The sequence below is a fragment of the Yersinia proxima genome (assembly GCF_902170785.1).
Taxonomy (GTDB): Bacteria; Pseudomonadota; Gammaproteobacteria; order Enterobacterales; family Enterobacteriaceae; genus Yersinia; species Yersinia proxima.
This window is the reverse complement of sequence record NZ_CABHYG010000001.1, coordinates 281,614-295,373: the sequence shown is the minus strand read 5'-3', so window position 1 is coordinate 295,373 and position 13,760 is coordinate 281,614. Positions and strand designations below refer to the sequence as shown.

The window sequence follows — 13,760 nt, the reverse complement described above, 5'->3', positions numbered from 1 at the left end:
TATGCATAAACCCATTTACATTCTTGGCACTGCCCTATCCCATGATGGTTCAAGCTGTTTAATGAAAGATGGAGAGATTATATTTGCAATAGAAAAAGAAAGAATATCAAGAGTAAAACATGATGGTTTTAATGATAATTATACTATTCAATATTGTTTAGACGCTGCGGGTATTGAATATAATGATCTGACATTAATCGTAGAACAAAATTCGCATAATCCAATCTTTAGTGAGCAATTAGAATACCGTAAAAATAGGATCTTACCTCCTATGGTTCCTGTGGTAACACTTTCACATCACCTGGCACATGCTTATAGCGCAGTAGGCACATCTCCTTTTGATGATATGGGAGTTGTGGTTATTGATGGGCATGGTGGCAGCGTAGATAACTGTAATGATATTAATGATAATGCCTGCGGCTCTAATAATATTCATTATAATAATCGTTACCGTTATTGGGAAACATGCAGTTACTACGTGTATCAAAATGGCAAAATGCTGCCCATCTTTAAAGACTTTTCCCGCTGGGTTAATCGAAAGGATAGAAAGATCTATCCCGTTTCCACATGGGAAATAGAAAATTCTATCGGTGAATTTTACGAAGGCATTGCCTTATATATTTTTGGTGAACTTGACTGTGCGGGCAAATTAATGGGTCTGGCGCCCTATGGCAGAGCAAATGCGATTGATTGGCAACCGTTCTTTTTCAATTCAGGAAAAATAATATTACGGAATGACTGGTGGACAAATATTGATCCATTGTTAAATACTGATCCAGCACATTTTCGGAATAACTTCCAATATTATGCAGACTTGGCCTATTGGGCACAAACCAAACTTGAAGAGGCTTTATTCTACCTGTTTAACTATTACTATCAACTTCATCCTATGAAGAACTTCGCTTATGCCGGAGGGGTTGCGTTAAATGCCACTGCGAATGAAAAGCTCATTAATGGCTGTAATTTTGATAACTTATATATTCAACCTGCGGCGGGTGACAATGGTCTTTCCATCGGGTGTTGTTATTATGGTTGGCTGGAAGTCCTTAAAAAAGAACGAGTCAAACATACGGGTTCGCCATTTTTTGGTAAGAACTATAATGATAGTAGTGTAATAACTGAACTGGAAAAACACAGCGATAAGATTGAATACACTTACTGCGAAAATATTGAAGTCATAGCAGCTGACTCTATTGCATCTGGTCAGGTCATTGCATGGTTCCAGGGAGAGTCTGAATTCGGGCCGCGCGCATTGGGTAACAGAAGTATTCTTGCCGATCCTCGCAGCATACAGATGAAAGATCACATTAATGCCAATGTGAAGTTTCGCGAGGATTTCCGACCTTTTGCGCCCGCGATTTTACATGAAAAAATGCAGGGATATTTCCACTTAAATCATGACAGTGACTACATGTTATTCATTGCCTATGTAAAAGAACAATATCGAACGGACCTTCCTTCAATAGTCCATGTTGATGGAAGTGCTCGTGTTCAAACTGTTAAAAAAGATATCAACAGAAAATTCCATAAATTGATAACTTCTTTTTTCGAAAAGACTAGAATACCTCTATTGCTGAATACTTCACTCAATATTAAAGGTATGCCAATAGTAGAAACACCCAAAGATGCAATTGATCTATTTTTGAATTGTGGTTTAGATGTTTTGTTTATCAAAAATTATAAGGTATCGAAGAAATAAAATAACAAATAATATTTCTCGTTAAAATTGCGAGGTTTTATATGCAAGAAAACATATTTCCCATTCACAAAAAAAGCACGTTAAAAATAGGCGTTATCCATTTATCCACAGAAGGTATCCAAATCTTCGTTGGGGGTGTCGGCTCTTATATCAGAGGACAAATTCAGGCGCTACCTGAGGTGATAGATTTTTTATCCGCCCATAATATCAGCCTGGAACCACATTTTATTGAGATTGCATACAATAAATACAATGCCTTTTTTGATATTGATTGCCACTCCCATTATATAGAAGAAATTCATAAGATAGGGGGTTCATTCTCGACAGTACCCAACATGACATTAGGTAACGAAACTGGATGTTTATGGCCTTACGGTGATGCTTTCCTCGGCAACTTACAAAACTGGAAGATATCCTCTGCCGCCGCAGCAGCAAAGATTATTGATATTAGTGAGAACTACGATATTACTCTGGCATTTTGCCATGAGCTGCCATTTTCATTTACGCCTTTAATTGTCAGCTTACATACCGCTGTTGAAGGCGAAAAATTAAAAGTTATCTATGTGTCTCATGGCACTGCATTCAATCATGAAATGCCATTACCTAACCCTGACAGGCTTATGGCTGAATCATTGCCTGTTCAATGGGCAAAGATTGATCCTAATATCAAGCTGGGCACTATCAGTAATTTTCTGGCCGACCATTTAGTTTCACAATATGGTGCTGATCCTCATACCATGGTATCGGTTCCAGCAGGGGTAAATATTAACGACTCATGGTTTCGGATACGCAGTGAGCAAGAGATTTGCGACACGCTATCCGCTCACGGAATACCACTCGAAAATCCGCTGGCTATTACGCTTGGGAGAGGTGTGCATTATAAGCGCTATGATTTGTTACTAACGGCAGCCAGTTATCTGGGTGATGATATTCACGCCGTTATCGTCAGTGATCCTGTGTTGCCGGAGTTATCAGTATTAGCCAGTCAGCTTGATATACACGCTTCGGTTATAAATTCATTTGATCGCGAACTGATGGCCTGCCTGATTCAGTGGCGTAATACGCGGGTGTGTGTTCTGTCTGCCGAAAATGAACCGAATGGATTAATTCCTATGGAGTCGCGCTGGTTAGCCAGACAGCAGGGGGCAATATTAGTTGTCGCCGACTCAGGTGGCCTACGAGAACAAGTTGAGCACGGCATAGATGGATTTCTGCATATTCCGGGGGATGCCATAGATTTAGCAGAAGTGATACATCATGTATGCCAATTAACAGAACGTGAAATAGCGGACATCAGGCTGGCAAGCGCTACATTAATAGAAGAGCGCTATAACTGGAAAAACCAGATATTAACACCGCTAAGTCACTTAATTCCTCAAATAGCAGCCTTGAATTGAGGCCGCTATTTTTCTATCTGAACTTATGGCTATACCGCTTACTGGAGCTTGAGCACTCCAGTTGCGGTATCCAATAGGGCGTTTTGGCCATTTCGGCTGACATCAAGGCAACCAACAGCCCCGACTAACATCGGAATATCCAATTCTGTTGCCAAAATGGCGCTGTGAGAGAGGATATGTCCTTTACTTAAACAGATAGCTTTTACTTGCTGGCGATTTAAGCCAATCATTTGCGAAGGGAATAACTCCTCCGCTAACAGTAAAATTTTACTGTCGACTGAAAGGGGAATTGGCGGCAATCCGGTCAAATGGCCCAAAGTACGATTAAGAATATCGCGAATATCCAGTTCACGGACGCGCAAATAGTCATCAGCGAGTGCCTGATAGTCTGCCACCATGCTCATCAACTCATCCTGCAATGCCGATTCCGCACACACCAGCTGCTGTTCTATCCGCCTGTCCATCGACGCATATAATTCTTCATCATCAATCAACATGGCATGGGCATGGAAGATAGCCGCTGCCTGAGTACCAATTTGCTGTTCTGCCTGCTGCGCTAAATGCTGCAAGTCCGCCACGGTGTGTGCTAAGGCCTGATGTAAACGCAATTGTTCACCAGTAACCTGTTCGATACTGATAGTTTGCGGCAAAAACACAGGCTTGCCTGGCAACCACTGAAATACAGTGGCAGCAATAGTGCCACGAGGAGCCATTACACCAGTGAATCCACTATCACTGATGGTGCTAACGGACTCGCCAAAATGCTGATGGGCCAGTTGCATAAAAGCATCCAGCGCCTCACCGGCTTGCTCACCACTGGCTAGCAGGCGAATGGTATCTCCCTTGCGTACTTGTAAAATGGCGAGCTGATTCAGGCTACGCGGATTCACACATTGACCATTTTTTTCCAGCAACAAATCTGCGGCAAATGGCGCTAATACTTCGACCAATTTAGCCGCTGGCCGGACATGTAATCCGTTAGGATTGCGGACAATCCAACTGACACTTTGTGCATCGGGGGCAGCCTTGGTCGCCACAGCACTGTTAGCATCCGGTGCAATGCCCTCACCTAGCTGAGCCGCTTTTGCCACCAATGCCCCCATCGCTTCAGCACGCACCTCAGCCAGTGAAGCACCAGATGAAGCGGCCACCACCGCGGCCAGAGTCCCTTCGACCAGTGGGGCTGCGCAGAGCTGTACATTTCTTGCCATCTCTGGGTCTAATAACTCCAGTGCTGTTTCGGCACTGAGTAATGCGCTGCCTAAATCCATCAACACCAATACGCCCGAGGGGGAGTAAACCGATTCAATGGCTTCCATCACTTTGATGGCATCCGTGCCAATAGGATGATCCACGTCGTCTACACCGGCGGCCACCGCTAACTGGCAGCCTCCTTGTGTCATTTGCTGTGCCAGTTCGGCCACACCCTGAGCCAGCAGCGCGCTATGAGAAACTACAACGAGATTGACCATCTTTCCTCCTGATAATCTTATCGATTTGGCCACACTAGTGGCTGGCAACCTGCCATAGAGCCTGCATCATCAACATGGCCGATGTCGCCCCAGGGTCTTGATGACCAATGCTGCGCTCGCCAAGATAACTGGCGCGACCTTTGCGAGCTTGCATGGTGATGGTTCCCGCCAATGCAAGCTGTGCGCGTTCGACACTTTGCTGCAAAGCATCCACCAGCGGCACACCCTGCTGGTTTGCCTGTTCAAGTTGCGCCACCACAGCCCACCAAACATCACACATGGTTTTATCGCCCGGTTCAGCCTTACCGCGCATTACCACACCTTCAACACCATCTTTAAACATCTGACAGACGGCAGGCAGATCAAGGCTCTGTTTGGCATTAGTACTTTGCGCGGCACGAATAAAGAACGTACCGAACAAGGGGCCACTGGCACCACCAACACTTGAAAGCAGGGTCATACCGGTGTTTTTCAGGATAAAACCGATGTCTTTATCGGCAAAAGAGGGCAGTTTTTCGACCACTTTATTAAAGCCGCGATTCATATTCAGGCCGTGGTCGCCATCCCCAATTTCAGTATCCAGCTGTGTCAGGAAGTCCCGCTGTTCACTGAACACCTCCGCGCAGAGCTGCAACCAACTGACAATTTGTTGTTTGGTAAGTCCCATGGTTTTCTCCTGATACATTATTTTTTAACCAGCGCAGGGGTATCGACCGGCGCATCCCACAGTGACAACAGCTCATCATCAACTTTCAGCAATGTGATGGACATACCCTGCATATCCAGTGAGGTGCAATAAGAGCCGATCAGTTTGCGCTCGACGGTCAAACCGAATTCAGCGCAGCATGCGGCCAGACGATGCCAGACACCATACAATTCTGACAGAGGTGTCGCCCCCAAGTTATTGACCAGAGCAATAACTCGATCGCCTTTCGCCAGTGGCTGCTTACTTTGTTCTGTTTCGCACCAGTCGCCAGCTTGTCTGTCCCAATGACGCAGTTTGCGCTTATAGTGGCCGTGTTCAATCAAGGTATCGAACATCGCATCCACGGTGTCATTCAACGAAGTAAATGGTCGCCGTTCAATGCCCGGCTCACCGTGAATTCCTACACCAAATTCCATTTCGTTTTCAGCCAGGGTAAAGGAGGGTTTACCTGCGGCTGGCACAGTACAAGCCCCAAGCGCGATGCCAATAGAATGTCCTTGATTGTTGATTTTCTGGCCGAGTGCTACGCATTCATCCAATGAATCACCACGAACCGCAGCCGCCCCGAGTAACTTTTCAATAATAACGGTGTTGGCTACGCCCCGCCGCCCGGCGGTATACAAGCTGTCCTTAACGGCTACATCATCGTCAATGACCAGTGTTGCCACTGCAGTACCCTCGGCATGCAACAGTTCAGCCGCCGTTTCAAAATTAAGAATATCGCCGGTGTAGTTTTTAATCAGCATCAGAACGCCTTCGCCACCATCTATGGCTTGACCGCATTCATACATTTGGTCTGGGGTGGGTGAAGTAAAAATCTCACCAGGGCAAGCCCCATCCAACATGCCTTCACCGATAAACCCACAATGCATAGGCTCATGGCCACTGCCACCACCAGACATCAGCGCGACTTTTCCTTTCACTGGCGCATCTCTGCGGGTGACAAAAACTGGGTCCTGATGCAATACCAGCTCAGGATGGGCCTCAACCAACCCCTTAATTTGTTCCTGTAATACACTCTCAACGCTGTTAATTAATTTTTTCATTTTATGCTCCGCGAACGGGAATGCCGGGAAATAGAGTTGCCGATGATGAGGGGCACCGGCAAACTCAGTCAGTTAGCTTGTCTATCGAACCACTTAATTGAGGAAAGCCTGGCCTAAACGGTCAGCCACAATAATAGCGGCATAAACACTGTCTGCTGTGACGGCAAACGGCATATTGTGAATAGTTTCACCCTCAGCACAGCTGGCCTCGGCGACCGCACGAATTTTGCGTTCGATATCCTGTGAAACACCCATTTCGGCCAATGTGATTGGTAAACCGAGTTGTTGGCAGAATGAAAGCACAGTTTCGATCTCTTCCATGCTGCTGTTCTGTAATACCAATTGGGTCAGTGTCCCGAAAGCAACTTTTTCACCGTGATACAGGTGATGACACTCTTCCAATACAGTGAACCCGTTATGAATGGCGTGAGCTGCCGCCAGGCCACTACTTTCAAAACCAATACCACTCAGATAAGTATTGGCTTCGATGATGCGCTCCACCGCTTCGGTAACCACCCCTGCTTCGACAGCCAGTTTGGCTTTGTAGCCCTCTGCCAACAGGGTTTCGTAACACAAACGAGCCAGAGTGACGGCGGCTAATGTTGAGGCGCCGCCCGCCATGCTGATGGCCTTGGCATCAAAACAGGCCTGAGCTTCAAAGTAAGTAGAGAGCGCATCGCCCATACCGGAGATCAGCAAACGTACTGGCGCTTTGGCAATAATCGCGGTATCCATCAGCACGATGTCTGGGTTTTTTGGGTAAATCAGATATTCAGCGAACTCACCCTGTTCGGTATAAATCACTGACAAAGCACTGGTTGGCGCATCGGTAGAAGCAATGGTCGGCACCACGATCACTGGGATATGTTGATAGTGAGCAATCGCTTTAGCTGTATCGAGGGTTTTACCACCACCGATACCAATTACCCCATTACATTTGTGTTTTTTCAGTTCAACCGTTAAGCGCTCAATTTCGTGGCGGGAACATTCACCGTTAAAACGGCTGAAATGATTTTCCAGCTCACTGCCTTGCAAACTGGTGCCAACAGCATCCGCCGTTAGCTTCATCACAAAATCATCAGCAATAATAAAGTAGTTATTAGCCAGTAACTTAGCAAATTCACCAATGGACTGTAGTGCATTGGCACCTTGAATATATTTAGACGGAGATTGAATGACTTTCAGCATACCTTGCTCCTATAGCGTAAGAGAGAACGTAAGAATGAATCTTTTTTTAGGGTCAATTTGATGAAACTGGAACCACTATAAGCGCAAAAAACAGGCTGAGAATCGATAGTTAAAACGTTCCAAAATGAAACCAAGTTAGGTCAGTGAGGTTTCATAGTGAAACGAATGAATGAAGAGCCTGGGGCAGGAAGAGAGGTAGTGCACAGAATGCTTTATGAGCATCAAGAGAAATCAGCGTCACTGGGTATAAAGCAAAAAAAACAGCCCCAAGAATGGAGCTGTTTAAGTTAGTTCAGACACGAAACGCTCAGTTATTCACTGACTGGCTCATCATGCGCCTTTTCTTTTGGTTCCGGGTTCATACAGCTATATATCACTGGCAACACCAGTAGGGTCAGTACAGTTGCAAAGCCCAGACCGAACATAATCACCACCGCCATGCTCTGGAAGAAAGCATCGCTGAGCAGCGGGGCCAGCCCCAAGACCGTGGTAAATGCGGTTAACATGATAGGGCGCAAACGCGCAGTGGAAGCATCAATAATGGCATCACGCAGTGGTTTTTCCTGCCGCTGGAGGCCAATTTCTTCCACCAACACAATGCCGTTACGTATCAACATCCCACTCAGACTCAATAGCCCCAATAGCGCCATAAAACCAAATGGAATACCGGTGAGCAAGAAGCCCACAGTCACACCAATCAGTGCTAATGGCACCGTCAGCCAGATAGCCAGCGCGTTACGCACAGAGCTAAACATCAAGACGGTCACTACAAACATAATCAGGAATGCTATCGGCAAACTGATGAAAATACCCCGTTGTGCTTCTTTGGTACTTTCGTAGTCACCGCCCCATTCAAGTTCATAGCCGCGCGGCAATTGAATAGACTCAACCCCTGGTCTGATGCGCTGTAATAACTCAGCCGAGGTTTCGCCCCCTTGCTGAGTTGGATCAGTTTGCACCGTCAATGTCCGTTTGCGATCCAGCCGCATGATAAGCGGATCTTCCCACTCAGTCTCAAAACTGGTCACGACGTTATCGATCGGGATAAAGGCCTGCCGTGCCTGACTCCAGACCATCACATCATTGAGTCGTTCAGCATTGAGCCGCTCGGAATCCGGTGTGCGTAATACAATCGGCATCAGGCGCGTTCCATCGCGGTATAAGCCAACCGGCAAGCCACCAAAGCTCATGCGCAAGGTGCCATCAACCTCGCGTTTATCCACACCCAGCTCGCGGCCCAGATAATCAGAGAATTGAGGTCGGATCATTTTGCTACGATCTTGCCAGTCATGCCTTGCACCATCGGCCATCGGATCGGCAATGATCGCTTTTTCCGCCTGAGCGGCCAGAGAACGCAGCACCTCAGGATCAGGGCCAATAAAGCGGGCTTCAATCGAGCTGTTGTTTGACGGCCCGAACATGATGCGTTTTATCTGCGCATCCACTTGTGGGTATTCGTCATGCATATAGGCTTCGATTTCATCAATCAAACCCGGAATTTGGTCTAGCTGCTCGGTTCGAACCATCACCTGCGCATAGTTAGGATAATGACGCTGGGCGTTATAAGTCAGCATAAAGCGCATCGCGCCCTGACCGATTGTCGCCATGGTGTCAGCCACCCCTTTTTGCTGCTTGATGTACTGCTCAACCTTATCCGCCACTCCTTCGGTATAACTGATATCTGTGCCATACGGCAGCCAAATATCAACAAAGAAGATAGGTGTGTTAGACGGTGGGAAGAAGCTCTGGCGAACGTTACCAAAGCCCACGACCGATGCTACTAACATCGCCGCCAACAAGACCAAAGTGACTGCTCGGTATTGCAGTAATTTATTCAATACCACCCGATAATAGCGGAACAACCAGCCATCATAAGGTTGCTTAGCCGGTTTATCCTCATCCACCTTCGCAGGCTTTTGGTTCTGGAATGCCCACTTAGAAAATACCGGCGTCAGCGTCAGTGCGGTAATCCAGCTCAACATCAGCGAGATTAACAGCACCTGGAATAGCGATTTACAATATTCACCAGTTGCATCGTTGGACAGGCCAATCGGGGCAAAGGCCAAAATGGCAATAATGGTTGCGCCTAACAACGGCATCATGGAACGCTTCACGACATTGCCGATCGCCGTCGAGAGACTTTCGCCGCGCTGGCGGCCCACCACAACCCCTTCCACCACCACAATGGCATTATCTACCAACATACTTAGCGCGATAATTAGCGCTCCTAGCGACACTCGCTGTAGCTCGATATTAAACAGCCACATAATGAGCAAGGTGCCGAGTACGTTCAGTGCCAGCGAGATGGCAATCACCACACCGCTGCGCACCCCCATAAAGATAAGCAAAGTGACAACAACAATGAGCAGAGCCAGCAGGAAGTTAAGGATAAAGCCGTTGACCGCCCCCTCTACTTCATGGGACTGGTCATAAAACACGTTGATATGCATACCTGACGGGCGTTCACCTTCTAACTGCGCCAGTCGAGCTTTAATGGCATTACCCACATTTACCACGTTGACGTTCGGGGCAAATGAGATCCCCAACGCCAACGCAGGCTTACCGTTAGCGCGGTATATATTGGTCGGTGAATGACCAAAACCTTGCGTCACTGTCGCGATGTCACGTAAATAAACGCTTTTTGGGCTACCGGGCTGACTGACCAGTAAGTTCCCCAGCTCTTGCACACTCTGGAATTCGCCGGTTGGGTGCAAGCGAATCGACTCACTCCCCACCTGTAGTTGGCCGGCATCGGACACCACATTCTGACGAGCCAGCAAGTCGGATAGCTGTTGTGGCGTAATACCTGCGGCGGTCATCTGGGCGCGAGAAATCTCCACCTGAACTTCTTCAGGTAAAATGCCGACAATCCCTACTTTACCGACCCCCGGCACCAGTACCAACTCACGCCGTAATTGCTCGGCAAAGTTGCGTAAATCCTGATTACTGTAGCCATCGCCGGTGAGAGAGAAGAAGAAGCCGTACACATCGCCAAAATCGTCATTGACCATCGGCGCACTGGCCCCCGGTGGCAGCCGCACACTGTTATCATTTATCTTACGCCGCAATTCATCCCAGATTTGCGGTAACTCATTCGCCCCATATTGCGCACGAATATTGATAGTAATTTGCGATAAGCCCGCACTGGAAATGGAGGTGACGTCATCGACATAAGAGAGTTCCTGAATGGCATTCTCCAGCGGTAACGTCACTTCTTCTTCAACCTGTTGTGCCGACGCGCCATCATAGCGGGTGACAACGACTGCCGTTTTGATGGTAAAGGCTGGATCTTCCAGCCTGCCTATATTGAGATAGGCAATAATACCCCCAACACCCAGCAACAGAATCGTTAACCAGATACGGGTACTATTATTGATATAATTATCAAGCAGCTTCATTAGAGACCCCGCTCACGTACCCAAGCCCGAACAACTTGATTAGGACGAAGCTCACCGGTGCCAGCTGCGACAATTTGCTCACCATCTGCCAATCCAGAAGTGATTTGAATGCCGTTCGCTGTCAGCTGACCCACTTGCACATTGCGCTCTTCAACATGCATCTGGCCATCATCATTCTTGATGACCCAAACGCGCGCATCATTCAACTGGGTACTGTCAGGGTTAAATACCGCTTCGACGGGTACGACAATAGTCGGGTGGTCAGTACCAGACAAATTGCCAGAGTTGATTCTGACCCGGCCACTGATACCAGAAAGCAATGGCATATCTGGCGGGCGCTTCATGGTGAGTGTCACCTGGAAAGTCTGGGAAGCTGAGGTGGTTGAGGTGGTATGTTCTTTATATTCCGCAACAAATTCACGCCCCGGCAGATGATTAAGTAATACCGTTGGTTTGTAGTTGCGGTTGCTAATGTCGAGAGTGGTAAACAGGCGTTCTGGCACACTGAAAACGACATCCAGCGTATCCAATGCGCTTAGAGTTGCCACCGGCTGGCCTGGAGCCATGACCTGATGGTTTCGCGCATTAACATTGGCGATAATGCCATCGAACGGGGCGGTAATCGTGGCATCACTGAGTTCTTTTTGCGCAATTTCCAATGCTGCACGAGCAGATTCCATCTCGGCGCGGCGAACATCTAGCTCAGCGCGTGAGACAGCCCTTTGACCTTGCAATGTATTGAAACGATTAAACTGATCTCGTGCCAGGTTGAAGGTGGACTGACGATCCCTGACGCGCAGAGTCAGATCAGTATCATTCAACTTAGCAATTACCTGGCCCTTCTTCACCTGCTCACCTTCCCGAACCAGCAGTTGTTGTAGTTGCCCGCTACGTTTAAAGGAGAGTTGCGTTTCATCGCCCGCTTGTAGCCGCGCAGGGAAATAACGAGTCCCATTTTGTCCACTGTCTTCCACGGTAAATATTTTTACCGGACGCACACTTTCCACGACTTCTGGGGGAGTTCTGTCGCAAGCAGCGAGAAGAAACGTTAATAGCAAGGTGACGACTGTTTTTATCTTCACTATAAGATCTCGTTGAGTCAGATTTTCAAAGTTATTGCAGATTAGTTATTCACACTGTTGTATCTGTTTTCTGCGCCATTTTTCTGTGGCATACCACGCACCAGTTTTTTTAAAAGTGTGATTAATAATCCCCCTGTAAATATCCCTAAAAGTAGATCAGCACAATTAGCACTAAAATGGGTAGTGTTATTTGCGTGAAAAATAAAGATAAGTTAACGGACAAATAGCCAATAGCGAAATAGCGCTACTCTGCTACTCACTATCAGCTATTTTTTTAAGAGCAACCGCGCTATCCCTAAATAATTCGAGTTGTAGTAGGCGGCAGCTAACAACCCTGTGACTTCAAGGCCGAAGGATGTTCCCAAAGTCATTGGAGCCACAGGTAGGCAGCCAGCAAACGCATCCCGATGAGCTTACCCATGTAAGTGATTCGGGTAAGTGCGTGCAGCTAACAACCCTGTGGCTTCAAGGCCGAAGGGAATTAGTAATCAACGGCATCCCGGATGATTGGACAAGTCATACAATGACCGCCGCCACGTCCGCGACCTAACTCACTGCCGACAATCTCAATCACTTCCACCCCTTCTTTACGTAGTTGGGTGTTGGTTTTGGTATTACGGTCGTAAGCCAACACTACCCCTGGCGAAAGCGCAACCATGTTATTACCGCTGTCCCACTGTTGGCGCTCGGTGTCGTAATCATTACCTTCAGTCTCAACTACCCGCAGTTTTTTCAGGTTCAATGCACCGGCCACCGCTTCAACAAATGTGCCTTTATCGCGGCTTAATTTAATGCCAGTTGGGCCATTATCTGGGCGCAATGAGAAGGTTTGAATCTGATTAACAATCGCCGGATAAAGAGTAACCACATCGCGGTCGCAGAAAGTGAACACGGTATCCAGATGCATGGCAGCACGCAATTTTGGCATAGCGGCAATCATCACGCGTTCAACTTGGCCTTCGCTGTTTTTAAACAGTGACTGAGCCAACTGAGTGATAGCCTGATGAGAGGTGCGCTCACTCATACCGATGAGCACGGTTTTGTTGCCAATTGGCATCACATCGCCACCTTCTAATGTCGCGCTGCCGTGATGCTGTGTTGGGTCGCCCCACCACACCTTCACATTGGCGTCGCCAAAGTCCGGATGGAATTTATAGATAGCCGTGGTCAGAATGGTTTCTTCATGACGTGCTGGCCAATACAGCGGATTCAGAGTTACGCCGCCATAAATCCAGCAAGTGGTATCGCGGGTGTAAAGGGTATTGGGCAGCGGCGGAAGCAGATATTCCGTAATGCCAACCGCCTCGCGGATCAGCTTCAACTCTTCTTTGTCGCATTTGCCATCTTTATGGAGTTCAGTGGTAGATAAACCGCCAATCAGCACTTCAGCTAACAAGCGCGGCTCCAGGCTTTCCAGATAATTGCGGGTTTCTTGCAAAATACCCAGTGACACTTCATTTGGTACAATTTGCTGATCCAGAATCCACTTTTTGGCCGCAGGAATTGCCACGGTTTCAGCCAGCAGATTATGCATCTCCACTACATCAACACCACGTTCGCGCATTTTGGTCATAAAATCAAAATGGTCGCGTTTGGCTCTTTCAACCCACAGAACATCATCAAATAATAATTCATCACAATTACTGGGGGTCAGGCGGTTATGGGCACGCCCAGGTGCGCAGACCATAACTTTATGCAACTGGCCAACTTCAGAGTGAACACCAAATTTGGGTTTGGTGTGAGTTTTCTTAGCTTTATCTGACATAAGAACT

9 protein-coding genes and 1 pseudogene are annotated in these 13,760 nt (G+C 47.4%); 2 read left to right on the top strand and 8 right to left on the bottom strand.

Annotation, left to right across the window (positions count from 1 at the left end; all coding sequences use genetic code 11):
* The first annotated feature begins 1 nt into the window (after nt 1).
* Both FTB31_RS01205 and FTB31_RS01200 read left to right on the top strand, forming a co-directional pair.
* Entirely contained in the window at nt 2-1,699 is a 1,698-nt protein-coding gene (locus FTB31_RS01205; protein WP_227731030.1) for a carbamoyltransferase family protein, read from the top strand.
* 41 nt (nt 1,700-1,740) lie between these two features.
* Complete coding sequence (locus tag FTB31_RS01200; RefSeq protein ID WP_175628021.1) at nt 1,741-3,096, top strand: glycosyltransferase family 4 protein; 1,356 nt, start codon at nt 1,741-1,743, stop codon at nt 3,094-3,096.
* 38 nt (nt 3,097-3,134) lie between these two features.
* Here FTB31_RS01200 and dhaM read toward each other — a convergent pair whose 3' ends face one another.
* From dhaM to arcA, 8 genes and pseudogenes are all read right to left on the bottom strand, one after another.
* Nucleotides 3,135-4,568 (bottom strand): dihydroxyacetone kinase phosphoryl donor subunit DhaM, encoded by a 1,434-nt coding sequence (dhaM, locus tag FTB31_RS01195; RefSeq protein WP_227731029.1) that lies wholly within the window; start codon nt 4,566-4,568, stop codon nt 3,135-3,137.
* Nucleotides 4,569-4,602: 34 nt separating this feature from the next.
* Nucleotides 4,603-5,235: a dihydroxyacetone kinase subunit DhaL gene (dhaL, locus tag FTB31_RS01190; protein WP_019080613.1), complete on the bottom strand. Its 633-nt coding sequence runs from the start codon at nt 5,233-5,235 to the stop codon at nt 4,603-4,605.
* A gap of 17 nt (nt 5,236-5,252) precedes the next feature.
* Entirely contained in the window at nt 5,253-6,320 is a 1,068-nt protein-coding gene (gene dhaK / locus FTB31_RS01185; protein WP_050075779.1) for a dihydroxyacetone kinase subunit DhaK, read from the bottom strand.
* Between the two features lie 93 nt (nt 6,321-6,413).
* Complete coding sequence (locus FTB31_RS01180; protein WP_011815496.1) at nt 6,414-7,508, bottom strand: glycerol dehydrogenase; 1,095 nt, start codon at nt 7,506-7,508, stop codon at nt 6,414-6,416.
* A 311-nt stretch (nt 7,509-7,819) separates the two neighbouring features.
* Complete coding sequence (locus tag FTB31_RS01175; protein WP_050075777.1) at nt 7,820-10,906, bottom strand: efflux RND transporter permease subunit; 3,087 nt, start codon at nt 10,904-10,906, stop codon at nt 7,820-7,822.
* Nucleotides 10,906-11,988 carry an efflux RND transporter periplasmic adaptor subunit gene (locus FTB31_RS01170; protein ID WP_077174279.1) on the bottom strand — a complete coding sequence of 361 codons (1,083 nt, stop codon included), beginning with the start codon at nt 11,986-11,988 and terminating at the stop codon, nt 10,906-10,908. Before FTB31_RS01170 ends, FTB31_RS01175 begins: the two co-directional genes overlap by 1 nt.
* A 41-nt stretch (nt 11,989-12,029) precedes the next feature.
* Nucleotides 12,030-12,220: pseudogene (locus FTB31_RS01165) on the bottom strand (LapA family protein).
* Nucleotides 12,221-12,469: 249 nt separating this feature from the next.
* Nucleotides 12,470-13,753: an arginine deiminase gene (arcA, locus tag FTB31_RS01160; protein WP_005159142.1), complete on the bottom strand. Its 1,284-nt coding sequence runs from the start codon at nt 13,751-13,753 to the stop codon at nt 12,470-12,472.
* Nucleotides 13,754-13,760: the final 7 nt, after the last annotated feature.

Bases quoted from the DNA above. Each gene is read 5' to 3' on its own strand.
- FTB31_RS01205 (WP_227731030.1), top strand. From the start codon at position 2: ATGCATAAACCCATTTACATTCTTGGCACTGCCCTATCCCATGATGGT.
- FTB31_RS01200 (WP_175628021.1), top strand. From the start codon at position 1,741: ATGCAAGAAAACATATTTCCCATTCACAAAAAAAGCACGTTAAAAATA.
- dhaM (WP_227731029.1), bottom strand. From the start codon at position 4,568: ATGGTCAATCTCGTTGTAGTTTCTCATAGCGCGCTGCTGGCTCAGGGT.
- dhaL (WP_019080613.1), bottom strand. From the start codon at position 5,235: ATGGGACTTACCAAACAACAAATTGTCAGTTGGTTGCAGCTCTGCGCG.
- dhaK (WP_050075779.1), bottom strand. From the start codon at position 6,320: ATGAAAAAATTAATTAACAGCGTTGAGAGTGTATTACAGGAACAAATT.
- FTB31_RS01180 (WP_011815496.1), bottom strand. From the start codon at position 7,508: ATGCTGAAAGTCATTCAATCTCCGTCTAAATATATTCAAGGTGCCAAT.
- FTB31_RS01175 (WP_050075777.1), bottom strand. From the start codon at position 10,906: ATGAAGCTGCTTGATAATTATATCAATAATAGTACCCGTATCTGGTTA.
- arcA (WP_005159142.1), bottom strand. From the start codon at position 13,753: ATGTCAGATAAAGCTAAGAAAACTCACACCAAACCCAAATTTGGTGTT.